This window comes from Salinirubellus litoreus (assembly GCF_037335815.1).
Lineage (GTDB): Archaea > Halobacteriota > Halobacteria > Halobacteriales > Haloarculaceae > Salinirubellus > Salinirubellus litoreus.
The window spans coordinates 1120417-1139565 of the sequence record NZ_CP147841.1 but is presented as its reverse complement, the minus strand read 5'-3'; the positions used below and the strand labels follow the sequence as shown (position 1 = coordinate 1139565).

Sequence of the window (19149 nt, the reverse complement as noted above, 5' to 3'; positions counted from 1 at the left end):
CGCGGGAATCCACGAAGTGGATATTCGGGTTGCGCGTTTCCTCGGTTCTCAAGTACGCTTTCGCGTGGAACGTCGACGGTCGCCACCGAGTTGTGACCAACGGTGTGCTTTCCAGCGCGTGTAGCCCTGTCAATGGGGCCTTCCTCCCCGCATACAGCGGGCGTCGAAGACGGCTGGCTGTTCAACCAGCGAGGTAGCACGGTTCGACTCGCCCAACGCGTTAGCCCGTGCATGGTTCTCCCTCCCGTTGTGCGATATTCTCCGAAGCGTTCAGGTCGGCGTGGCGTCCACGGTTGCACTCCGAGCACGCGAAATGGTCGCCATCACGGGTTCCCATCGAACCACACACCGAACATCGTTGGCTGGTGTGATACGCATCGACCGTCTCGACGCGGATACCAGCGCGTTCGGCCTTGTAGGTAATGAACTGCTGGAGTTGGTGGAAGTGCCACGAGTGAACGCCCGACCACGAACTGTTCTCGCGGATACCTTCGAGGTTTTCCATCCGAATAACGGGGGTCTCGAACTGGTCCGCGAACGTGATGAGGCGACGGGAGAGTTTGTGATTCAGGTCTTTGATTCGACGCTGTTCTTTGTGACCCACACGGTTGCGTGCGCGAAGCGCACCCGCTTTCGATAGCGAATCGCGTAGGGAACGATATTTGCGTCGAACGTACTTCGCCTCACCACCAGACACCAGCATCGACTTACCCTCACCGTAGGCCGTCACCGCGAGGATGTGTCGTTCGCCAATATCGACACCGATAGGCGTCTCACCTGTCGGCTCCGTCTCGTACTCGATATTGAACGTACAGTACCAGTCGTCTCCGCGACGGTAGACCTGTAGGCGGGTCTTGTCGGCGTCACCCTCAACCAGCCGGTCTACAGGGTCGGCAATATCGTCGTACACCGCTATCGGGGTGTACCACCACTGGGAGACGCACGGGAAGCCGACGACGACTGTGCCGTTCTCGGTCGTGCCGAGTTCCCAGTTCTGGTTGTTGACGGCGAACGGCTGACTCTCTCGGTAGCGAACCTCTCCGTCCTTGTTGTGGTCGGATTTTGCCTCTCGAATGGCTTGGTTCTGGAGAGCCGAGTAGAGGCCGTTGTCGATGCTGGCCGTGGTCACGGACTTGTCGAAGTCGCCGTTCTCCCACCCGTCGATACAGAACTGCTTGGTATCACGGTAGAGGTGAGTAGCGTGTTGCCACTCTTTCCGCCGTGAGAGGGATGGGTTGTGGAACTTCGCGGTGACAGTCACCGTGACCATTACAAATGTAATTGAATGTGTTATCTTAAGAAACTGTTGGAATATCGGGCTGTGCTATCGACAGTGGTTAGTGAAATGGAATGTCGGATTCATCCTGACCCTAAAGGGTCAGGCATTCTCCTTGAATCTCTGTAAGGCAGTCCGGACGAGAGGCGTCGGAAGCTCCCGTCGCGCCGCCCGGTGCATCGCGCCCGGGCTCGCGGGAGGACCGTCAGGTGGATTATGCCGCTCGTGTTCGTATTCGCCGACCGCGGTGGGATTCCCGGACGGACTACCGGGACTCCTCGTCCTCGTCGTCGGTGTCGACGTCCGCACCGACCCCGTCGCTCGTCTCCTCCTCGACGCCTACCTCACCCGAGTCGGTGCTGACACCGGCTCCCCCGTCGTCGGTGTCCCTATCCCCCTCCGTGTCGCTCCCGTGGTCACTCCGGTCGGCTCGCTCCTGGGAGGTGGAGCCCGGATCCGGGTCGGTGTCGATCCCGCCGACGTCGGGACCGGTGTCGGCGACGTCGGTCCGGTCCATGTCGTCGACGGACGCGTCGCGATCCTCGGCGTCCAGGCCGGTGCTCACGTCCTCGACGTCGGAGCCGGTGTCGACCACACTCGCCGGGTCGGCGTCGGTCCCTCTCCCCTCGTCCGTATCCAGTCCGCTGCTGACGTCCTCGAGGTCGGTGGTGCTACCGGTGACGTCCGTCTGGTCGACACCGGCGGTGCCGGTCCCGCGTCCCCCGGACCCCTCGTCCCGGGTCCGCCGTTGGGCGACCGCGAGGGCGAGCAGCAGCACGCCCGTCGCGAGTCGGAACAGCCCGCGTCCGGTCTCGCCGCGGCGGAGCGACCCGAGCCCCCGGAGCACGGTCACGGCCCCGCCGAGCCCCGTGATCGCGCCGGAGCTGGCGAGCTCGCGGAGCTCGTCGAGGTCCGTCGGTCCGTACTCGGAGGCGTACTCGAAGACCTTCTCGCCGGTGCTGTCGCTCGATTCCCCGTAGCTTCCCGTACCCGAATCCGCGCCTAGTGACTCGTTCACGGGTCGGCGTGTGGTCCCGAGGTGGGAAGTCAGTGTCGCCGGCCACTGCCGGGTCGGTCCGCCGGCGGTCGACCGCACGGCCGAGGCGACCGCTGGCTCGAAGGGTTCGACGCCCGGCGTCCGGTGCGCCGCGACAGGAAGGTGGTGTTCGGACGGCGGGTCGTCCCGGGTGCCCCGGTGGGAGATCCGGGAGCTACTCCCCGGTGGCCTCGTTGTACATCTCCTCGAGCATCTCCGTGACGTCCGGCTCGCCGCCGCCCGGCTGGTAGCCGTAGGAGTAGTCGCCCTTCCCGTCGTGGGAGTCGCCGTTCGTCCACGGCGTGTCGGGGTCCTCGTGCCGGTCCCTGAAGGTGGACATGAACGTGTAGTTGACGTCCCCGTTCTCCTTCTCCTGGGGGAAGCTCGCGGGGACGGGCACGTGGTCGTCGAGCGTGTCGAGCGCCGTGTGCCACTGGTTCTGGTGCATCGTGTCCCGGGCGATGAGGTACGAGAGCATGTCCTTCATGCCCTGGTCGTCGGTCATCTCGTAGAGGCGGGTGGCGAGCAGCCGCCCCGTGGACTCGGCCATGACGTTGGCGTACATGTCCGCGGCGAGGTTCCCGCTGGCGACGACGTAGTTCCCGGTGAACGGGACGCCGTTGCTGTCGACCGGCATCGCGTGCAGCCCGGCCGAGAGGGCCTGGCGGGGCTGGCCGCCGCTCATCATCGCGTCGATGACGGCGTCGTCCTCGCGGGCCTCCTCGCGGAGGTGTTCGGGCGCACCCTCGAGGTTCTTCGTGATGGCCGTCGCGAGCATCTCGATGTGGCCCAGCTCCTCGACGGCCGTCTCCATCAGAAGCTGCCGATACTCCTTCTTGTCCGTGGGGACGGCGAACGCCTGGAACATGTACTGGAGCGCGACGCGCATCTCGCCCTCGGCCCCGCCGACGGCCTGCTGGAGCATCTTGGCGAAGTACGGATCCGGTTCCTCTACCTCGACTTCGAACTGCAGTTCGGGTTCGTGGAAGAACATTTTCGATCTCTCCAACCGAGCCGAGGAGGAGAACGAGCAAGGGTGACGAGCTTTCATCTGCAGGCGGAGGTAGCCGGCGGCCTGTCGGCCCCTCGGTCGGTGGAGAGCGGCGTCGGGAAGTGGGGTTGGCTCCGACTCCACCCCAGTGACTCTCACGGGCTCCTCCGGGGGAGAAGGTGGGTGCGTCAGCAAGCACCGCCTACAACTGCGTCCCGGCTCGAGGGAGGCATAGACGTGCGAGAGTTACACGTTCAGGTCGCCGAGGAGGACGGGGAGGCGATCATGTCGTCGCTAGACGAGGAGGAGATCGACTACACGACCATCGAGGACGATGACGAGGTCCACCTCTTCTTCGCCGTCCCGACGGCGGCCACGTCGGCCGTGCTCGACGACCTCCTCGAGGTGGACGAGGACTCCTACACCGTCATGACGGGGGTGGAGTTCGCCCAGTCGCCGAACCTCACCGACCTCCAGGAGCGGTACGCCGACAGCCTCCGACAGCTCTCGAAGTGGGAGCTCCAGGCGAAGATACGCGAGATACAGTGGCCCTACCAGCTCTACTACGTGGGGACGCTGCTGAGCGTTATCGCGGCGGCGGCCGGTCTGCTCCTCGATCAGCCGGCACTGCTCATCGGATCGATGATCATCGCCCCGCAGGCGAGTTCCGCGCTGGCCGCCCCGGCGGGGATGGTGCTGGGTGACTGGGACCTGTTCGCGGCGAGCCTCCGCGAGCAGGCCCTCGGGCTCGGGCTCGCGGTCGTGGGCGCGGGCGCGTTCGCCTGGGTGGTCAGGACGACGGGAGTCGTCCCGCCGAGCCTCTCGATAACGGGGCTCGAACTCGCCGGGTTCCGGCTCGCCCCGTCGCTGCTCTCGACCGTCGGGGCGGGCGTCGCGGGCGTCGTCGGCGCGTTCGGGTACACGACCGAGCAGTCGACGGCGCTCATCGGCGTGATGATCACCGCGGCGCTGATCCCGGCGGCGGCCGCGGTCGGACTCGCGGGCGCGTGGGGGATCCCGCTGTTCGCGTTCGGGGCGTTCCTCCTGCTGCTGGTGAACGTCCTGGCGATCAACGTCGGTGCCTTCCTCACCCTCGTCGCGATGGGGTACCGACCGACGTGGGGGATCGGCGACCGGTCGCTCCGGGAGTCGATCCCCGACGAGCGTCGGACGGCCGTGTACGCGATGCTCGCCGTCGTCCTGGTGGCGACGGTCGGTGTCGGCGTCCTCACCGGAACGAACGTCGCGTTCACGTGGCAGGTCGACCAGGAGGTCGAGGCGACGCTCTCCGAGCCGGCGTACGAGGACCTGACACTGCGAGACGTGCAGGCGACGTACGGGGGCTGGACCTGGGGTCGCGCCACGCCGGAGGTGACGGTCACCGTGAGCCGGGCGGCGGACAGGTCCTACTCCGACCTCGCCGACGGGATAGAGAGCCGGGTCGAGCGGCGGACGGGCCGGGACGTCCGGGTCACCGTCGAGTTCGTCGAGACCCGAACGGTGGACTCGTCACCGTCGGGGAACGTCGGCGCGATCCGGAAGCCCGCGCCGTCGTGAGGCCCGTACCGACGTTCTCGCCGGGCGAACCGAGGTATTCGGGATCAACCGCCCTCGAGGAGCCCGTCTTCGAGATACGCGATGGTGCAGTCGACCGAACAGAACCGGCTGTCGAACGTCAGGTGAGGGTGGTGGTGGGCCAGGTCGACGTACTCCTCCTCGGTGTCGATGCCGATCCCGCAGCGGTCACAGAGTACCATTCGTCGAGTAGTACGGACGCCCACGTCCTGTAGGTTTCCGTCCGGTCACAGAGGACAGGGGGAGTCCATGGCCGTGCTACGTCGGCCGTCGAGTGGGGGCGTGGCGACGGCGAGCGCGGTGGCTCGTGGGGAGGCGACGCCGAAAGAAGCGATGCCCGGGGCGGGCTCCGAACCCGCGATCTCCGCATGACCCAGGTTCGAGGCGTGGCGTGCCTCGTGGGCCGCGGTGGACGCCGTGTCTCTGAACCCTATGAGTGCGGCGCTATGTCCAACTAAGCCACCCGGGCGCGTCTCATCGTACCCCGGTCGCGGTCTTAAACCCTCTCATATCCGCCGACCGCGACGGGGCGTCAGGGACGAGAGCGGACGCCCCAGGAGGGAGGGGTGGCCGGACGCGGGGGAACGAGCCGTGGCGCTGACGGAGGGCGTATCCACCTCCGGTTTTATTGGCGACCGGGGTATGCGTGGGGGCATGGAACACCCGGACCTCGTTCGGTCGCGGCTCGACGGCGAGCGGGTCCTCACCCGGATCGGGATCGGCGGCGACGACGCGGTCCTCCTCACCCCGACCCGTACGCTGGTCTACCGTGCGGAGGGGTTGCTCAGCGACGAATCCGTCTCGGCGTACCCCCACGACGTCGAGCGGCTCGAACTCCGGAGCGGCCGGCGCAAGACGACGTTCCGGCTGGCGTACGTCGACGGGGTGAAGGACTTCACCGTCCCCTCGGGGCGGACCCACGAGGTGCTCGTCCCGCTGCTGACCGCCGTCCTCCGGACCGCGGGGGTCATCGAGGCCGACGAGGCCGTCCGGGGGACCTACCGGTTCAGCGAACTCACGCTGGTCGTCACCGACCGCCGGGTGGTCAAGCACGTCGGCGAGGCCGTCTGGGACGAGGAGTTCGAGATCGCGCCGTACGCGGACCTCACCGGGCTCGACTTCGAGGAGGGTGCGGTCGCCACGGAGGTCTCGATCGAGGTCGCGGGCTACCCCCAGCGGGTGAAGGTCCCCAACGAGCACGCCGGCACCGTGAAGCGGGCGATACAGGAGGCGGCCTTCGAGTTCCACGGCGTCTCCTCGCCCGCCGAGTTCGAGGCCGCCGTCGCCCCCGACGAGGCGGACGAGGGGGCCGATGACGATACGGTCGGGGAGCGCGAGTTCGCGGAACTCCTCGGCGGGGAGGACGACGGTGGAGGCGCAGCGGGCCCCGACGCGGGGACCGCGGCCGCGAGTACCGACGACGGGGACGAGGAGGGGAACATCCTCGGCCGCGTGGATCCGGAGCCGATGGATCTGACGGGGGCAGGGACGGAGAGCGACGGATCGAGCACGGTCGAGGCGGACGGATACGACACGCCCGCGCCGGCCGGTGAGGTCCCGCCGGAGGTTGCCGAGCGCCTCTCCGAACTCGCCGCGGCCGTCGAACGGCAGAACGAACTGCTCGAACACCAGGGCGAGGTCATCCGACAGCTGGTCCAGGAGCTCCGACAGGGCCGCTGACGCCCGAGACCCCGACGGCAATCACCCGTTCGCGTGGAGGCGAGTCCGCGATCGACACTCCCGATCCCGTTCTCGGTAGCTCGTTGTCCACCTGGGACCGACGGCGAACGGGCGTACCATATCGGGACGGTCGGGAGCGGGGTCGTAGCGGCCGTATCGAATCGACGAGGAGCGCTCGGCCCGAGCGGCGGATCCGCTTAACCCCGCGAGGTGGACGGACACGAGGGAGAGGGGAAGGGTGGGGGAGGGGGACGTATCGGTCGCGTTCAGTCGTCGTCCCGGTAGCCACACTCGGCCATCGGCCCGCAGAGCGCGTCGGGAGCGAGGTCGGGGCGATCGACGGGGGTGCCGGGTACCGGCCGATCGGCCGTCGGCGGTGCGGAGGGGATCGGTGCGGTCGGCCCGGACACCGCACCGGGCACGGGCCCGGTCGCCGGGAGGAAGACGACGACGAGCCCGGCGATGAGGAGCATCGAGAGGCCGGCGGCGACGGCGCTCGGGGTGTAGCCGACGCTCCCGTAGACCGAGCCCGCGAGCGCGCCGCCGACGCCGATTCCGACCTGTCCGACGCCGACGGTGAGCGACATGAGCGAGCCCCGCTGGTCGCCGTCGACGAGCTCCGTCAGCATCGTCGTGAACGAGGTGGCCCGGGAGGCGAACAGCGCCATCACGACGACGAAGGTGCCGGCGACGAGGGCGAACGACCCGGCGAAGGGGGTGAGCGCCATCAGGACGGCGAGACCGACGCTGGCGGCGACGATGATGCGCTTCCGCCCGAGCTTGTCGGAGAGCGATCCCGACAGCGGGCCGACGACGGCGTTCGAGAGCCCGCCGAGGAGGAACAGCGTGGCGATGGCCCCCGCGCCGACACCGACGGTGACGGTGAGCCACGTCGGGAGGAACGTCGTGTAGAGGGCGTTCCCGCCAAACATGACGAAGAAGACGACGGTCGCGGCGGCGACGTCCCGCCGGGCAAGGAGCGCGCGGTAGCCGCCGATCGCCGAGCCGAGCGAGAGGGGCGTCACGGCGCGACCGACCGCCGGCTGGGGGAGCGCGACGAACACGAGCACGAGCGCGAGCGCGACGAAGACCGCGAACAGGAGGAACGGCGCGCGGTAGCCGAAGCCGCTGGCGAGCAGCGTCCCGACGGGGATGCCGGCGATCTGTCCGGCGGCGAAGCCGCTGATGACCCAGCCGTTGACCCGGCCGCGTCGGTCGGGCGCGAAGAAGTCACCCACGTACGCGATCGCCGCGCCGTTGAGGACACCCCCGGCGACGCCGGCCAGCGCCCGGACGAGAAGCAACGAGAGGTACGAACCCGCGAGGCCGTGGAGTGCCAGCGCGGCGGCCATCAGCGCCGTCCCGACGACGAGGACCGTCCGCCGTCCCACGCGGTCACTCACCGGGCCGGTGACGAGCGCGAACGCGCCGACGGCGACCGCGTAGGAGGTGACGAGCGTCCCGAGGCGGGCCTCCTCGACACCGAGTTGGAGGGCGATCTGCGGGATGATCGGCGCGATGATCATCGCCTGCGTCCCGACGGCGAAGACGAGCAACCAGAGGGTGAACACCACGAGACGAGGGGACGGGTCCGAGAGGGGGAGCGAGGGACGCGGCACGGAGCGACTACGGCGTCCACCGGCATAAGGCTCCCCGCACGCCCGCTAGCGGAGCGCACGCGGGGTCGTGGGAGCACGCGAATTCGGGGAGGAACGGTGGCGCGGAGGAGTGCTGGCGAGGAGTGTGGTAAGAGGAAATCCGGGCTCAGGCGATGCGGGCGCGGGCGGCGACCGTCACGTCGGGATCGAGCCCGAGCGCGTCCAGCTCCGCGAGCACGTCGAGCGCCGCCAGCTCGGGGTCGTCATCCCGGCGTCGGAGCGCCGCGGCGTGGACGAGGTAGGAGAGCCGCAGGAGGTCGGCGATCCGGTCGGCCGAATCGGAACCCTCGACGCGGTAGGTGACCCACCCCGAGTCGGGAAAGAGGTGGTGCGGGCCGGCGAGACCGGCCTCGACGACGGCGTCGCGGACGGGCCGCGGGTAGGCGATGTCGGCCTGGCGGTCGCCGTGGAGGTGGCCGACCTCGCGGGTACCGAGCCGGAACTCGCGCCCGCCGAAGCGGTGGTCGCGGACGGTGACCCCGGGCCACCCGGTCGCCGCAGTCTCGACTCGCCGTGCGACGGACGTGGACGTGGATGCCATGCCACGTACAGGCACCGGGCGGAGATAAACCCGCGCTCAGGGCATGTAACGGACGCTCACGACGCCGTACTCGTCGGTGGTCGCCGAGCGGACCTCGACGCGGGCGACGCCGAGTCTGGCCGCCCGGGCGAGCGTCCCCTCGTCTTCGAGCACGTCGGCGATCGCCGCCTCGACCTCCTCCGATGGGACGGTGAGGACGTGTATCTCGCCCTCGCCGGCCCGCTCGCGCCGGGCGAGGTCGCCGACGTCCTGTTCGCCGGCGACCTCGCGTTCCCGTGCGGTGGGCGGTTCGTCGCTCTCCTCGACGCGGAGGGCGTGGCGCTCGCGCACCTCGAGAACCCGCCAGGTAACCTCCATCGGCGGCTCGGGGGCGATGGTCGCCTCGACGACGTCGTGCTCCTCGACACCCGGGTTGTCCGCGAGTGTGTTGACCTGGCCGCTCTCGACGTCCTTCAGCACCGCCGAGTCGCCGTCGGCGTGGGTGACGAGGAACCGGCCCTCGGTCGCCTCCCGATCGATCGTGTCGCCGGCGGGGTCGACCCCGTCGTCTCCGGTCATGGTCCCACGGAGTCGCCCTGAACCCTTCGGCGTTTCGTGTCCCCTGGGCACGGTAGCCGCGACGACCGGCGGAAACGGGACCCCGTGACGCCGGACGGGGCGAGAGCGGAACTCCGACTGCGGGGAGCCCTGGGATGCCGGGCGGCGAGCGGAGGGCCGGTGCGGGGTGACTACCCGCGGAGGACGGCACACGACTCACGGAGCGGGGCGAGCCGTGATCCATGACGGGGCGCGAGTGTTGGTCGGACCGATCCGGTGTCCCGCCGCACTGGACGGGGACAGGAGGGCCGTGCGCGCGGTCAGCGGTAGCTCTCGACGCCTTCGAGGAACGCCTTCCGCGGGGCGCGTATCCAGGCCGATTCCGGCGCATCGGGGTCGTACATGACGGCCATCTCCGTCTCCCCGAGGCCGTCGGTCATGAACTTCAGGTCGAGCCCGCGGGTCGATCCGGCACCGTCGGCGCTCACCGGCGACACCTCCGGGGGGACCCGCTGCTACGCCGTGTGACTGACTCCACGGGTCCATCTGCGTCGATCACTGTCTTGCCTCCGGTGGGAACGAGCGTCCAGGTAAGTATACCCTTTGGCCGATTTCACACACGTATCTCACCGAAATCCGTCCCGGTTCGGTCGGGATTCGCTCCCGGACGGGGGGTTTCAATCCGCGTACCGGTGTGCGAGGGCGATCAGCGCCGCCCCCAGCAGGGGGACGACCGGTGCCCCGATCGAGGGGACGGCGTAGAGCAGTCCGACGAGGGGGCCGAAGGGGCCGTTCGGCGGCGGTCTGACCTGGACCCGGCCGTCGAGCGTGAACTCGGGGGGGATGGAGGCCACGAGGCCGAGGTAGAGCGAGACGACGAACAGCACGCCCGTGGCCGCGAGCAGCGTGTCGTAGCGGGTGTCGCTCCCGGTCCGGCGGTGTCGGCGTGCGACCAGCAGGACGGGCGCGATCAGCGGCGCGACGACGAACAGGCCCACGAGAACGAACAGCGTCCGGGAGAAGGTGAACGTCCCGCCCGGACCGCCGAGCGTGTTCGCCACCTGTACGACGAGCGCGGTACCGAACACCAGGGCCACCAGCACCGCGAGCAGTCCCCCGACGAGGACGTAGAGCCGAAAGAGCACGGAGTCGCTCGCCCGGAACGCGTACGGGAACGCGCCGAGGATGCCGTCGTACGTCTCGTCCACCTCCCCGGCGTCGGGCGCGTCCGCCGGGGACGGCTCGGTCATAGGTACGAGTAGGACCCGCCGGTCGAAAAGCCCCCCGATCCGTGCGTGGACCGCGTTTCGAGCACCCGGGACCGTCGAACAGGGGAGTGGGGTGGTGGCGGGCGGATCGGACCCGCCCGCGGAGCCACCACGTCGGGGGAGGCGGGCAGAGGCAACGACCATTAGCCCGCCCCGTCCAGGCGTGGGTATGCGAGTCGACATCGGCAACGCCCTCGGGTCGGTCGCCAGCCCGGGCGTCTCGGCGGATGCGCTGGAACCGCTGGACGAGCGAGTGGCACGCGCACACGAGGAGATCGCCGAAGGGATCGAGGACGAGGAGTTCGGTTACGCCGCGCTGGGCCTCCCCGAGCGGACCGACGCCGGCGAGATACACGAGGCGGTCGAGCCGCTCTCGGGAGCCGAACACGTCCTCACGGTCGGGATCGGGGGGTCGGCGCTCGGGGCCGTGACGGTCTCGCGGGCGCTCGGGCTCGACGGCCACCACGTGCTCGACAACGTCGACCCCGTCGAGACGCGGCGCGTATTACAGCAGCTCCCGCTCGATCGCACGGCCGTAAACGTCGTCTCGAAGTCGGGGACGACCGCCGAGACGCTCTCTAATTTCCTGGTCGTCCGCGAGGCCATGACCGACGCGGGCGTCGACTGGACCGAGCGAACGGTCGTGACGACTGGCGAGTCCGGACCGCTCCGCGAGGCGGCCGACCGGGAGGGGCTCCCCGCGCTCGACGTTCCCGACGGCGTGCCGGGGCGGTTCGCCGCGCTCTCCTCGGTGGGGCTGGTGCCGGCGGCGATACTCGGCGGCGATATCGAGGCTGTCCTCGACGGGGGACGGGCGGCCCGCGAGTCGCTCACCGGGTCGCTGTTCGACTGTCCGGCGTACGCTTACGGTGCGGTCGCGTACGCCCTCGAATCCCGGGGGGCGACGTCGAACGCCGTGATGCCGTACGCCGAGTCGCTGGAGTCGTTCGCGGAGTGGTTCGCCCAGCTCTGGGCCGAATCTCTGGGGAAGGACGGGATGGGACAGACGCCGATCCGGGCGCTGGGCGCGACCGACCAGCACTCCCAGCTCCAGCTCTACCGTGCCGGCCGACGGGACAAGATGGTCACGCTCGTCCGGCCCCGCGAGCGATCCGACGTCGACATCCCGGAGACGGACGTCGAGGGGCTGTCGTACCTGGGCGACGGGGAGACGACCCTCGGCGAGCTACTGGACGCGGAGTTCGAGGCGACGGAGGCGTCGCTGGCGGCGGCCGGCCGGCCGAGCGTCCGGGTCGAACTCGACCGCGTCGACGCCCGCGGGATCGGCGACCTGCTCTACGGGATGGAGGCGGCCTGTGTCCTCGTCGGCGAGCTCGCGGGCGTCGAGACGTTCACGCAGCCGGCGGTCGAGTGGGGCAAGCGCGCGGCACGGGGGCTGCTCGGCGGCGGCGAGTTCGAGGAAGCGCGTGCGGTCGCCGAGAAGGAGCGACTCGTCGTCGAGTGAGCACGGCCGTTCGGTAACGCCTATCCCCCTGGGATTCCAAGTTCGACCACCCAATGGCAGACGCAGACTACACCGGACTCGGGGGCGCGAGCACCGAGGAGCGGCTCCGGACGGTCGGGACCGGTATCGGGCTCACCATCGGCGGGTTCGCCGTCGCCATCGCGGTGGTCCTCGCCGGGGTGTTCGTGCTCTCGGCGTTCGGCATCGACCTCCAGAACCGCCCGCTGCTCACCGTCCCCGTGGCGACCATCCTCCAGGGGCTCGGGTTCGGCATCGCCGTCGCCGGCTACATCAAGATCTCCGAGCGGACCGACCTCGTGAAGGTGCGCGTCCCGGGCCTGCGCGACGTCGCCGCGACGGTCGCCGGCGTGATACTGCTCCTGCTCGCGCTGGCGGGCGTGAGCTTCGTCTTCTCGCAGTTCAACGTCCAGACCGCACAGAACGAAATCGAGCGCATCGGCAACGCCAACCCCGAGGTGATGCTCTACATGATCCCGCTCGCGTTCCTCGTCATCGGCCCCGGCGAGGAGCTGCTGTTCAGGGGTGCCATCCAGGGGCTGTTCCGGGAGTCCTACGCCCCGATCCCGGCCATCGCCATCTCCTCGGCGCTGTTCGCCGTCGCGCACATCACCGCCCTGACGGCGGGGGATCTCGGGGCGCAGGCCGCGACCATCTCCGCGCTGTTCGCCCTCTCGCTCATCCTCGGGGCGACCTACGAGTACACCGACAACCTCGTCGTCCCGGCGCTGGTCCACGGGGCGTACGACGCCATCGTCTTCTTCGCCATCTACGCCCGGGCGACCGGGATGGGGATGTGATCCCGGGTCCGTCGCCCGGCAGACGGACGTCCGACTGACGTTTACGTGACCCCCCGGAGAACGGTGGGGCATGCGTCAGTTCACGCTCGTGTGCGACGACCGGCAGGCACGGCGTGTCGAGCGGCTCGCGACGCGGTACGACCTCACCGAACGGGAGGTCCTCCGACAGCTCCTCGACCTGGGGCTGGACTCGCTCGATCCCGACGAGGAGACGGAGCGGGAGCGAGAGGGCGGTCCCGCCCGCGGCGACTAGCTGGGGTTCTTCCGCGAGAGGCCGGCACCACACACCGGACACCGCTCGCGGTGTTCGTCGTAGACGCGGCCACAGCCCTGGCACTGGTACTGCCAGTCACGGCGCTCGTCGATGCCCTCCCGGGCGATGACCTCGACGTCGACCCCGAGTTCGGCGGCGACGTTCTGCATCGCGTAGTCGTCGGTGACGAGGGTCGCGTCGAGTTCGAACGCCGCCGCGACCAGCCGGCGGTCCGTCCGGGAGAGTTCGGTCGAATCGCCGGTGGTCCGGGCGGCGCGCTCGACCGTCTCGACGGCACCCTCGTCGGGGACGTGCAGGCGCATCCCGGCCCCCTCGAGGGCGTCGAACCGGTAGCCCGCCTCGTCCTCGAGTTCCTCGCGGACGAGCGGGACGGTCACGGTTTCCCCGTCGGCGTGGTAGTCGTGGATGAACGCTGAGGCGTCGAGGACTCGCATCAGCGCCGGACGACGATGTGGTCCTTGACCGCCTGTACGTTGCTGATCGGGACGAGGTAGTGCCCCCGCTCGTCGACGTCGAAGTCGGCGCTGACGTTCTCGCTGGGGTCGACCACGAGGTCGTAGAGCTCGCCCGTCTTCAGATCCATCGTGATGTTGTAGAGCTCTCCGATCTCCGCCCCGTCGTCGCCCATGACCCGCTTGCCGGAGAGGTTCTCCGCGAGTATCTCCACCATAGGGGTGGGGACCGGCGACGGGGCATAAATCCTTGCTGTTCCTCCCGTTTCGCCCCGAACCACCGACCGGAGCGGTCCGGCGTGGAAGCGTTCGCCGTTCGACCACGGGCCGAGGTCCGTCCCCCGGAGCCCCCGAGGAGGCGTGGAACGACGCCGACCCCTCCGGCTCCCTATCCTACCATCCACACCAGCGCGTACACTCACGGTCGTCGGGGAGGGTCGTGAGGGATACGAGTCCCGGTACGGACCACACCGGTCGGTCGGGATGCAGGGATCGTTCGCCGTCGGGTAGCGGCGGCGGACGGCGGGAGGGCCAAGCGGCACGGGAACGACCCGGCGGACGACCGGGTTCTGAAAGGTTTAACGTCCCCGGACGGCTGGTTGGCACAAGGAGTTCTCGGGTGACCATCCATGTCTAACACCGATGCCGACGCCGATACCGAGCCGGGGACCGGCGAGGCCAGCGACGAGCACGGGCTACGGACGCCGATCGTGGCCGTCCTCGGCCACGTCGACCACGGGAAGACGAGCCTGCTCGACAAGGTCCGCGGGTCGGCGGTCATCGAGGGCGAGGCGGGCGCGATCACCCAGCACATCGGCGCGACGGCCGTCCCCCTCGACGTGATCTCGGACATCTCGGGGCGGCTCGTCGACCCGACCGACTTCGACCTTCCCGGACTGCTATTTATCGACACGCCCGGTCACCACTCGTTCTCGACGCTCCGGGCTCGCGGGGGCGCGCTCGCCGATATCGCCATCCTCGTCGTCGACGTGAACGACGGGTTCCAGCCCCAGACCCTCGAAGCGATCGACATCCTCAGGCGGACCCAGACCCCGTTCATCGTCGCCGCGAACAAGGTCGACACGACGCCGGGGTGGAACCCGAACCCCGACACGCCCATCCAGGAGTCGATGGACGAGCAGTCGAACAACGCGACCGACCGGCTGAACGAGGCGCTCTACGAGATCATCGGCGAGCTCTCCGACCAGGGGTTCTCCGCGGACATGTACTGGCGCGTGCAGAACTTCCAGCGGAACGTCGGCGTCGTCCCCGTCTCCGCCGAGACCGGCGAGGGTATCCCCGACCTGCTCGCCGTTCTCATGGGTCTCTCCCAGCGGTACATGAAGGAGGAGATGGAGATCGACGTCGCCGGGCCGGGTGCGGGGACCGTACTGGAGGTCAAGGACGAGCGCGGGTTCGGGACGACGCTCGACGTCGTCCTCTACGACGGCACGGTCCGGAAGGGCGACACCATCGTCGTCGGCGGCGTCGAGGACCCCATCGTGACGGAGGTGCGTGCGCTGCTCCAGCCCCGACCGCTCGCGGAGATCAGGACGGAGAACCGGTTCGAGCAGGTCGAGGAGGTCGGCGCGGCGGCGGGGATCAAGATCGCCGCCCCCGACCTCGACGACGCGATGGCCGGCGCGCCGGTACGGGTCGTCCGGGACCGTCCGGTCGAGGAGGTCATCGCGGACGTCGAGGCCGAGATCGCCGAGATCGAGGTCGAGACCGCCGAGGAGGGCGTCGTCGTGAAGGCGGACACCCTCGGGTCGCTCGAAGCCATCGCGGACGCCCTGGAGGAGGCCGAGATACCCATCGTCCGCGCGGAGGTCGGCGACGTCGCCCCGCGCGACATCGCCGTCGCCTCGACCGCCAACGACCCGAAACACGAGGTGATCCTCGCGTTCAACGTCGAGATCCTCGCCGACGCCGAGCAACGTGCGCGAGAGCAGGACGTCCGGATCTTCGAGCAGGACGTCATCTACCAGCTCGTCGACGACTACGAGGAGTTCGTCGAGGGGATCGAGCGATCCCAGCAGGAGCAGGTGCTCGACAAGATCACCCGGCCCTGCCGGTTCCGCGTGCTGGAGGACCACGTCTTCCGGCAGTCCAGCCCGGCCGTCGTCGGCGTCGAGGTGCTCTCGGGGACGCTCAAGCGCAACTCCCGCGTGGTGAAGTGGGAGGGCAACGAGCCCACCAGAGTCGGCCAGCTCAAGTCCATCCAGGACGAGGGCGAGAACATCGACGAGCTCCGGGCGGGCAACCGCGCCGCCGTCTCCATCGACGGCCCCACGGTGGGCCGACAGATAGAGGAGGGCGACGAGCTCTGGACGGAGATCCCCGAGAAACACGCGAAGATACTCGAACAGGAGCTCCGCGAGGACATCCCGAGCGACGAGATCGAGGCGCTCTCGCAGTATCTGGAGAAACACCGGAAGGTCGACCCGTTCTGGGGGAAGTAGGGCGAGAGGCGAGCGAAGCCCTCGCCCACCACGATCGAACGCTACTCGGCCACCGCCCGCACTACCAGCGCCGGCGGCACCTTCGCCATCAGATCCGGTTTGTGGCTCCACTGCTCCTCGTAGTCGTCGGGATCGGCGGAACCGGGTTCGAGCAGTCGCTCGACCGTGAACCCGCTATCGACGAGCGCTCGGTGGTAGTCCTCGATCCGATGGTGGAAGACGAGCAGATCGGGGTCGTAGTCGCCGATGGACTTGCGCTCGGGCCCCCGGTCGAAGTAGCTCCGGTCGAGTTCGCGGGCCTCGGGGTCGAACGTCTCGTAGAAGGGGTGCGGGACGGCGAAGACGAACGCGCCGCCCTCCCGGAGTACCCGGTGGGCCTCCGCGAAACACGAGTCGAGGTCGTCGACCATCTGGAACACCCACGAGCAGTAGGCGAGATCGAACGCGCTCTCGGCGAGCGGGAGTTCGGTGACGTCGCCGGCGACGAACTCCGCGTCGACGCCGTGAACGTCGCGCAGGCGGCGGCCGTGATCCAGCTGTGCGGTGGAGAAGTCGACGCCGACCGCGTCGGCACCCTCGCGGGCGAGACCGACGGTGCCCTGCCCGCCGCCACAGCCGAGTTCGACCGCGTCCAGCCCGTCGAGGCCGGGGAGGACCGTCTCGCGGGTCTCGGAGTCGTTCGCGTCCGGGCCGAGGTGGATCCCGGCGGGCGGCAGTTCGTCCTCCGCCGTGTCGGCGTTCCACGCGCCCTGGAAGGCGTCGCTCCACGCGTTCCAGAGGTCGCGGTTCTCCCTCATGGGGCGTTCGAGCGACGGGTTACGGATACGCTTTCGGGGCTCCCGGTTCGGTGAGGCATCGCCAGGGAGGTTTCACCCGCTGGCGCGAGACACCGAACCGGGGTCGGGGAACGCGGCCGCTCGTCCTCTAATAACATTTAATTAGCTGGCGCCGTGTGGATCGTGTATGGAGACCGAGACAGGCGGCGAGGGGTACGACCTCCTGCTCGCGGGCATCCCCGCACCGGTCGCCGGCGGGGCGCTCGTGGGGCTCTACTCCTCGATTCCGTTCCTCCTCTCGTTCGCCGTCGGTGGGGTCGTCGCGCTTGGGCTGGTGGGGATGGCGATGTTCCTCTTCCCACCGTAGCCTCCTACCGGGCCGGCAGGTCGCCCGCACCGCTGTTCCGTTTGGTCTCGAGCGCCGCGGCCGCCACCAGATAGCGTGCGAGTTCCGCGGTCGTCGCCTCCCCCGAGAGGTCGACGCTGACGACCGCGCCGGCGGGCGGCCGTACCGCGACGGTGCCGGCGGGACCGTCTGTCCCGTCGACGATCTCGCTGCCGATCAGGTAGCCGTCGGGCAGGAGGGCGCGTGCCTCGCTGGTCACCGCGGCGAGGTCGCTCCGTAGCGCTCGGCGCTCCTCCGGCTCCAGCTCCGTCGGTCCGTTTTCGGGGCCCGCGTGGGGCGTGTTTCCGTGCATTCGACTCCCCCGAGGTTGCGCGGGCCGCCGCATAAACCCGTCGGACGACCGACCGCTCTACCGCGATCCGGACGACGCGGCGGCGGGACCGACGGTCAGTCGATGGGCTCGCTCTCGCCGAAGGCCGCGAGGACGAGGGCGGTGACGTGCCGATCGGGGTCGGCCCCGGCGCTCGAGAGTTCGAGCCCGGTCTCGCCGGCGTCCCAGTCCCGGTCGCTCCGGAGGTCCCGCGCCGCGTCGAGCCCCTCGCGGACCTCCCGCCGAACAGCTTCGGGTTCCCTGCCGCTCCCCTCGTAGACGACGCCCGGGCCATCACGGGGGAGCGCCCAGCCGATGGCGGCCCGGGCCGACCCGGACGACCCGGGTGCGAGCGTCGAGCGCGCCTCGACGACGGTCAGTCGGTTCCCCGCCGGACCGAGGTCGGGGGCCTCCTCGACCGCCTCCACGCGGACCCCAGCGGGGACGACCGAGGAGACACGGACGAGGTTGTAGTCGTGGACGTTCACCGAGGCGAGCGCCGCGTCGTAGGAGGCGAGCGCCGTCGGCCCGGTGCCCCGGCCCCGGAGGACGCGGATGACGTGCATACCGGCTGTGGGTCGAGGCCGGACAAGCGGGTTGCGGTCTCGGGGCGGAAGGCGAGGCGGGTCAGCGATCGGCGATAGGGTGCTCAGTAGAGCAGCGAGTCGTCGTTCTCGACCATGTAGAGCGTCCGGGCGGCGATGTTGACGGCGTGATCGCCCACCCGTTCGAGGTCGCGGACGGTGAGCAGCAGCCGCGAGACGTCGGTCATGATCGACTCGACGTCGCGGTCCTCGTTCCCGGGGTCGAGCTCCGTCTCGATGAGTTCGCGGACGACCGTGCTGGACGCGCGCTCGCACATGGCGTCGATCTCGTCGTCACGCTCGTCGACGGCACGGCAGACCGACACGTCGTTCTCCGCGTAGGCACCCATCGCCGACTCGACCATCTCCACGACGGCGTCCCCGATCGACTGGACGTCGACGTCGGGGTAGAGGTCGCGCTGGGCCTCGATGGCGTACCCCCCGAGGTTGGTCGCGAGGTCGGCCACCCGTTCGAGGTCCGTGATGATCTTGAACGACGCGGCGATGAACCGGAGGTCGCCGGCGACCGGCTGCTGGAGGGCGAACAGGTCGATACAGTCGCTCTCGAGGTCCAGGTACATCTCGTTTATCTCGTCGTCACCCTCGATGACCTCGCGGGCGAGCGCCTCGTCCTTTCGAGCGAGGGCGTCCAGCCCCGCCCGGACCCGTTCGAGGACGACCTCGCCCATGAACAGCACGTCCTCGCGGAGCTGGTCGAGCGCGTCCTGGTAGGACTGTCGTGCCATGATGCGCTATTTTTCTGCTATGTACCACTATGTAGCTTGCGGACCGTCGGCTCACACCGGGAGGATCGAGGAGAGGGGCCCGAGCAGCCCGAGCACCCAGAGGATCGCGGCGATCACCGCCGCGACGACGACGATGCGCCACGCGACCGAGAGCACGACGCGGGCGACGAGGATGACGACCGCGACGACGAGGAGCGTCGTCAGGATGCCCGGGAGCGACCCCAGCGCCTCGAGCTGGAGGGGGAGAGCGACGAGGTTCGACATGTCCCCGGCTGGGTCGCGGCCACGCATAAA

23 protein-coding genes and 1 tRNA gene are annotated in these 19149 nt (G+C 69.3%); 7 read left to right on the top strand and 17 right to left on the bottom strand.

Annotated elements, in window-relative coordinates; genetic code table 11:
* Positions 1–220 precede the first annotated feature (220 nt).
* From WDJ58_RS05545 to WDJ58_RS05535, 3 genes are all read right to left on the bottom strand, one after another.
* On the bottom strand, positions 221–1270 hold the full coding sequence (locus WDJ58_RS05545) for an RNA-guided endonuclease InsQ/TnpB family protein (RefSeq protein ID WP_338916643.1): 1050 nt from the start codon (positions 1268–1270) through the stop codon (positions 221–223).
* A 271-nt stretch (positions 1271–1541) separates the two neighbouring features.
* On the bottom strand, positions 1542–2294 hold the full coding sequence (locus WDJ58_RS05540; protein ID WP_338916642.1) for a hypothetical protein: 753 nt from the start codon (positions 2292–2294) through the stop codon (positions 1542–1544).
* Between the two features lie 193 nt (positions 2295–2487).
* On the bottom strand, positions 2488–3306 hold the full coding sequence (locus tag WDJ58_RS05535; RefSeq protein ID WP_338916641.1) for a manganese catalase family protein: 819 nt from the start codon (positions 3304–3306) through the stop codon (positions 2488–2490).
* A 234-nt stretch (positions 3307–3540) separates the two neighbouring features.
* On the opposite strand from WDJ58_RS05535, the gene WDJ58_RS05530 reads away from it, so the two are divergent.
* Positions 3541–4860, top strand: coding sequence for a DUF389 domain-containing protein (locus tag WDJ58_RS05530; protein ID WP_338916640.1), 1320 nt, complete (start codon positions 3541–3543; stop codon positions 4858–4860).
* 44 nt (positions 4861–4904) lie between these two features.
* Here WDJ58_RS05530 and WDJ58_RS05525 read toward each other — a convergent pair whose 3' ends face one another.
* Positions 4905–5060: a hypothetical protein gene (locus WDJ58_RS05525; RefSeq protein WP_338916639.1), complete on the bottom strand. Its 156-nt coding sequence runs from the start codon at positions 5058–5060 to the stop codon at positions 4905–4907.
* Positions 5061–5212: 152 nt separating this feature from the next.
* Positions 5213–5347, bottom strand: a tRNA-Met gene (locus tag WDJ58_RS05520).
* Positions 5348–5532: 185 nt separating this feature from the next.
* Between WDJ58_RS05520 and WDJ58_RS05515 the strand changes: the two genes are divergently transcribed.
* Complete coding sequence (locus WDJ58_RS05515; protein ID WP_338916638.1) at positions 5533–6558, top strand: DUF7115 domain-containing protein; 1026 nt, start codon at positions 5533–5535, stop codon at positions 6556–6558.
* Between the two features lie 266 nt (positions 6559–6824).
* Here the strand turns inward: WDJ58_RS05515 and WDJ58_RS05510 are convergent, their stop codons facing one another.
* From WDJ58_RS05510 to WDJ58_RS05490, 5 genes are all read right to left on the bottom strand, one after another.
* Positions 6825–8177, bottom strand: coding sequence for an MFS transporter (locus WDJ58_RS05510; protein WP_338916637.1), 1353 nt, complete (start codon positions 8175–8177; stop codon positions 6825–6827).
* A gap of 145 nt (positions 8178–8322) precedes the next feature.
* Entirely contained in the window at positions 8323–8757 is a 435-nt protein-coding gene (locus WDJ58_RS05505; RefSeq protein ID WP_338916636.1) for a luciferase family protein, read from the bottom strand.
* Between the two features lie 36 nt (positions 8758–8793).
* Positions 8794–9315, bottom strand: a complete 522-nt coding sequence (locus WDJ58_RS05500; protein WP_338916635.1) for a DUF5812 family protein — start codon at positions 9313–9315, stop codon at positions 8794–8796.
* Between the two features lie 299 nt (positions 9316–9614).
* The gene (locus tag WDJ58_RS05495) at positions 9615–9782 is read right to left on the bottom strand and encodes a hypothetical protein (protein ID WP_338916634.1); all 168 of its coding nucleotides are present in this window, start codon (positions 9780–9782) and stop codon (positions 9615–9617) included.
* A gap of 189 nt (positions 9783–9971) precedes the next feature.
* The gene (locus WDJ58_RS05490) at positions 9972–10544 is read right to left on the bottom strand and encodes a hypothetical protein (protein WP_338916632.1); all 573 of its coding nucleotides are present in this window, start codon (positions 10542–10544) and stop codon (positions 9972–9974) included.
* A 187-nt stretch (positions 10545–10731) separates the two neighbouring features.
* Between WDJ58_RS05490 and WDJ58_RS05485 the strand changes: the two genes are divergently transcribed.
* From WDJ58_RS05485 to WDJ58_RS05475, 3 genes are all read left to right on the top strand, one after another.
* Positions 10732–12027 (top strand): glucose-6-phosphate isomerase, encoded by a 1296-nt coding sequence (locus tag WDJ58_RS05485; protein WP_338916631.1) that lies wholly within the window; start codon positions 10732–10734, stop codon positions 12025–12027.
* Between the two features lie 53 nt (positions 12028–12080).
* Complete coding sequence (locus WDJ58_RS05480; RefSeq protein ID WP_338916630.1) at positions 12081–12845, top strand: CPBP family intramembrane glutamic endopeptidase; 765 nt, start codon at positions 12081–12083, stop codon at positions 12843–12845.
* A 70-nt stretch (positions 12846–12915) separates the two neighbouring features.
* A complete protein-coding gene (locus WDJ58_RS05475) occupies positions 12916–13098 on the top strand; it encodes a CopG family transcriptional regulator (RefSeq protein WP_338916629.1) in 183 nt (60 codons plus the stop codon).
* Here the strand turns inward: WDJ58_RS05475 and WDJ58_RS05470 are convergent.
* Positions 13095–13553 carry an NOB1 family endonuclease gene (locus WDJ58_RS05470; protein ID WP_338916628.1) on the bottom strand — a complete coding sequence of 153 codons (459 nt, stop codon included), beginning with the start codon at positions 13551–13553 and terminating at the stop codon, positions 13095–13097. The genes WDJ58_RS05475 and WDJ58_RS05470 overlap by 4 nt on opposite strands.
* Entirely contained in the window at positions 13553–13789 is a 237-nt protein-coding gene (locus WDJ58_RS05465; RefSeq protein WP_338916627.1) for a PRC-barrel domain-containing protein, read from the bottom strand. The genes WDJ58_RS05470 and WDJ58_RS05465 overlap by 1 nt, the downstream gene beginning before the upstream one ends.
* Before the next feature lie 411 nt (positions 13790–14200).
* Here WDJ58_RS05465 and infB point away from each other — a divergent pair, with 411 nt between their 5' ends.
* The gene (gene infB / locus WDJ58_RS05460; protein ID WP_338916626.1) at positions 14201–16033 is read left to right on the top strand and encodes a translation initiation factor IF-2; all 1833 of its coding nucleotides are present in this window, start codon (positions 14201–14203) and stop codon (positions 16031–16033) included.
* A gap of 41 nt (positions 16034–16074) precedes the next feature.
* On the opposite strand, the gene WDJ58_RS05455 is transcribed toward infB, so the two are convergent.
* The gene (locus WDJ58_RS05455; protein ID WP_338916625.1) at positions 16075–16830 is read right to left on the bottom strand and encodes a class I SAM-dependent methyltransferase; all 756 of its coding nucleotides are present in this window, start codon (positions 16828–16830) and stop codon (positions 16075–16077) included.
* Between the two features lie 166 nt (positions 16831–16996).
* Here WDJ58_RS05455 and WDJ58_RS05450 point away from each other — a divergent pair, with 166 nt between their 5' ends.
* A complete protein-coding gene (locus WDJ58_RS05450) occupies positions 16997–17176 on the top strand; it encodes a hypothetical protein (protein WP_338916624.1) in 180 nt (59 codons plus the stop codon).
* 4 nt (positions 17177–17180) lie between these two features.
* Here WDJ58_RS05450 and WDJ58_RS05445 read toward each other — a convergent pair whose 3' ends face one another.
* From WDJ58_RS05445 to WDJ58_RS05430, 4 genes are all read right to left on the bottom strand, one after another.
* Positions 17181–17507, bottom strand: coding sequence for a DUF5811 family protein (locus tag WDJ58_RS05445; RefSeq protein ID WP_338916623.1), 327 nt, complete (start codon positions 17505–17507; stop codon positions 17181–17183).
* A gap of 95 nt (positions 17508–17602) precedes the next feature.
* Entirely contained in the window at positions 17603–18091 is a 489-nt protein-coding gene (locus WDJ58_RS05440) for a pyruvoyl-dependent arginine decarboxylase (protein WP_338916622.1), read from the bottom strand.
* Positions 18092–18174: 83 nt separating this feature from the next.
* Complete coding sequence (gene phoU / locus WDJ58_RS05435) at positions 18175–18855, bottom strand: phosphate signaling complex protein PhoU (protein WP_338916621.1); 681 nt, start codon at positions 18853–18855, stop codon at positions 18175–18177.
* Between the two features lie 51 nt (positions 18856–18906).
* Complete coding sequence (locus WDJ58_RS05430; RefSeq protein ID WP_338916620.1) at positions 18907–19119, bottom strand: hypothetical protein; 213 nt, start codon at positions 19117–19119, stop codon at positions 18907–18909.
* Positions 19120–19149: the final 30 nt, after the last annotated feature.

Coding starts and splice junctions, on each gene's coding strand:
- WDJ58_RS05445 (WP_338916623.1), bottom strand. CDS start 17,507: ATGCACGGAAACACGCCCCACGCGGGCCCCGAAAACGGACCGACGGAG.
- WDJ58_RS05545 (WP_338916643.1), bottom strand. CDS start 1,270: ATGGTCACGGTGACTGTCACCGCGAAGTTCCACAACCCATCCCTCTCA.
- WDJ58_RS05500 (WP_338916635.1), bottom strand. CDS start 9,315: ATGACCGGAGACGACGGGGTCGACCCCGCCGGCGACACGATCGATCGG.
- WDJ58_RS05490 (WP_338916632.1), bottom strand. CDS start 10,544: ATGACCGAGCCGTCCCCGGCGGACGCGCCCGACGCCGGGGAGGTGGAC.
- WDJ58_RS05535 (WP_338916641.1), bottom strand. CDS start 3,306: ATGTTCTTCCACGAACCCGAACTGCAGTTCGAAGTCGAGGTAGAGGAA.
- WDJ58_RS05485 (WP_338916631.1), top strand. CDS start 10,732: ATGCGAGTCGACATCGGCAACGCCCTCGGGTCGGTCGCCAGCCCGGGC.
- infB (WP_338916626.1), top strand. CDS start 14,201: ATGTCTAACACCGATGCCGACGCCGATACCGAGCCGGGGACCGGCGAG.
- WDJ58_RS05440 (WP_338916622.1), bottom strand. CDS start 18,091: ATGCACGTCATCCGCGTCCTCCGGGGCCGGGGCACCGGGCCGACGGCG.
- WDJ58_RS05450 (WP_338916624.1), top strand. CDS start 16,997: ATGGAGACCGAGACAGGCGGCGAGGGGTACGACCTCCTGCTCGCGGGC.
- WDJ58_RS05430 (WP_338916620.1), bottom strand. CDS start 19,119: ATGTCGAACCTCGTCGCTCTCCCCCTCCAGCTCGAGGCGCTGGGGTCG.
- WDJ58_RS05455 (WP_338916625.1), bottom strand. CDS start 16,830: ATGAGGGAGAACCGCGACCTCTGGAACGCGTGGAGCGACGCCTTCCAG.
- WDJ58_RS05475 (WP_338916629.1), top strand. CDS start 12,916: ATGCGTCAGTTCACGCTCGTGTGCGACGACCGGCAGGCACGGCGTGTC.
- WDJ58_RS05480 (WP_338916630.1), top strand. CDS start 12,081: ATGGCAGACGCAGACTACACCGGACTCGGGGGCGCGAGCACCGAGGAG.
- WDJ58_RS05470 (WP_338916628.1), bottom strand. CDS start 13,553: ATGCGAGTCCTCGACGCCTCAGCGTTCATCCACGACTACCACGCCGAC.
- WDJ58_RS05505 (WP_338916636.1), bottom strand. CDS start 8,757: ATGGCATCCACGTCCACGTCCGTCGCACGGCGAGTCGAGACTGCGGCG.
- WDJ58_RS05525 (WP_338916639.1), bottom strand. CDS start 5,060: ATGGTACTCTGTGACCGCTGCGGGATCGGCATCGACACCGAGGAGGAG.
- phoU (WP_338916621.1), bottom strand. CDS start 18,855: ATGGCACGACAGTCCTACCAGGACGCGCTCGACCAGCTCCGCGAGGAC.
- WDJ58_RS05465 (WP_338916627.1), bottom strand. CDS start 13,789: ATGGTGGAGATACTCGCGGAGAACCTCTCCGGCAAGCGGGTCATGGGC.
- WDJ58_RS05515 (WP_338916638.1), top strand. CDS start 5,533: ATGGAACACCCGGACCTCGTTCGGTCGCGGCTCGACGGCGAGCGGGTC.